Origin of the sequence: Pseudorhodobacter sp. (assembly GCF_030452865.1) — a bacterium.
In the GTDB taxonomy this organism is placed as follows: Bacteria; Pseudomonadota; Alphaproteobacteria; order Rhodobacterales; family Rhodobacteraceae; genus Pseudorhodobacter.
This window is the reverse complement of record NZ_JAKDLJ010000587.1, coordinates 1-1,573: the sequence shown is the minus strand read 5'-3', so window position 1 is coordinate 1,573 and position 1,573 is coordinate 1. Positions and strand designations below refer to the sequence as shown.

The 1,573-nt window shown below is 58.4% G+C and carries 2 protein-coding genes; both read right to left on the bottom strand.

Annotation, left to right across the window (positions count from 1 at the left end):
• Window positions 1–9: 9 nt before the first annotated feature.
• The gene (frr, locus tag L0H65_RS19740) at window positions 10–573 is read right to left on the bottom strand and encodes a ribosome recycling factor (RefSeq protein ID WP_301460883.1); all 564 of its coding nucleotides are present in this window, start codon (window positions 571–573) and stop codon (window positions 10–12) included.
• Window positions 574–683: 110 nt separating this feature from the next.
• A complete protein-coding gene (pyrH, locus tag L0H65_RS19735; RefSeq protein WP_301460882.1) occupies window positions 684–1,433 on the bottom strand; it encodes a UMP kinase in 750 nt (249 codons plus the stop codon).
• Window positions 1,434–1,573: the final 140 nt, after the last annotated feature.

The following is a 1,573-nucleotide window of genomic DNA, read 5'->3' as shown; positions in this document are numbered from 1 at the left end:
AGCGCAGGATCAGTCCGGCATGATTTCCTGCTGTTTGGTCGCAAGCGCCATATCGACCGCATTGATCGCTTTGTCGGTCAATTCCTGCACAGCGCCTTCCCAGAACTTCTGGTCATCTTCGGAAATACCATCAACCTTGGCCTTTTTGACCTGATCCATACCGTCGCGACGGATATTGCGAATCGCGACCTTGGCGCTTTCAGCGTATTGTCCGGCAACCTTGGTCAACTCACGTCGGCGTTCCTCATTCAACTCCGGAATCGGCAGCATGATGATGGTGCCGTTCAGCTGCGGATTGATGCCAAGACCGCTTTCGCGGATCGCCTTTTCAACCTTGCCGACAAGGCCTTTGTCCCAAACGTTGATCGTCACCATACGCGGTTCCGGCACGTTGACCGTTGCGACTTGGTTCAACGGCGTCAATGCGCCATAGGCATCCACCATGATCGGGTCCACCATCGAGGCCGAGCCGCGCCCTGTGCGCAAGGTGCCGAATTCGGCCCGAAGTGCGGTTTGCGCACCCTCCATCCGGCGTTCCAGATCATCGGTGTCGAGCATGAAATCGTCTGACATTTTCGCCCCTTGGCACGTTACGCTGGCCCAATGGGGCCGTTCTTGCAGGGTTATAGACTTAAGGGATGGAATTGGTAAGGGCAAGGAAGCAGGCCCCTTTCGGCGTCAGTTCAGCCCTGCACCCGCGTATAAGTGCCTTTGCCGGCCAGAATCCCGCGAAACCCGCCCGGTTCATCCAAGGAGAACACGATGATCGGCAAGTCGTTGTCGCGCGCCAGCGCAATCGCGCTGGCATCCATGACCCCCAGATGCTTTTGCAGTACCTCATCGTAAGTGACCGTATCATAGCGTTTGGCATCGGCGAATTTCTTCGGATCCTTGTCATAAACGCCATCGACCTTGGTGCCTTTGAAGATTGCTTCGCAGGCCATTTCATTGGCGCGCAGCGTCGCCGCCGTGTCAGTGGTGAAATAAGGGTTGCCGGTGCCTGCGGCAAAGATGCAGACCCGTTTTTTCTCCAGATGTCGAACGGCGCGGCGACGGATATAAGGTTCGCAGACCTGATCCATCGGAATCGCGGAAATGACCCGGGTGTGGACTTTCAGATCTTCCAGCGCCGATTGCATCGCCAGTGCGTTCATCACGGTCGCCAGCATCCCCATGTAATCCGCCGTCGTCCGCTCCATTCCCTGCGCGGAGCCTTGGAGGCCGCGGAAGATATTGCCGCCGCCGATCACCATGCAAATCTCGACGCCCAGATCATGCACCGATTTCACCTCTGCGGCGATGCGGGCGACCGTGGGCGGATGCAGCCCGAACCCCTGGTCGCCCATCAGCGCCTCCCCCGAGATTTTCAGCATCACGCGAGAATGAAGAAGCGCGGATTTATCAATGGTTGTTGTCGTGGCATCGGAGTTCATGGCGCGGTCCTGACTGGCTTGCGCATGGAGGCGCGCGGGTTGTGCTTGGATTGCGGCGCAAAATGTCGCAGAATCGCGGAAGGTTCAACCGCCGAACGCACCGTCATCGGCGGACAACGGCGCGGGGGGCTTTCCGCCCC

What these genes read in the sequence shown, in the direction of transcription:
- pyrH (WP_301460882.1), bottom strand. Translation starts at nt 1,433, where the DNA reads ATGAACTCCGATGCCACGACAACAACCATTGATAAATCCGCGCTTCTT.
- frr (WP_301460883.1), bottom strand. Translation starts at nt 573, where the DNA reads ATGTCAGACGATTTCATGCTCGACACCGATGATCTGGAACGCCGGATG.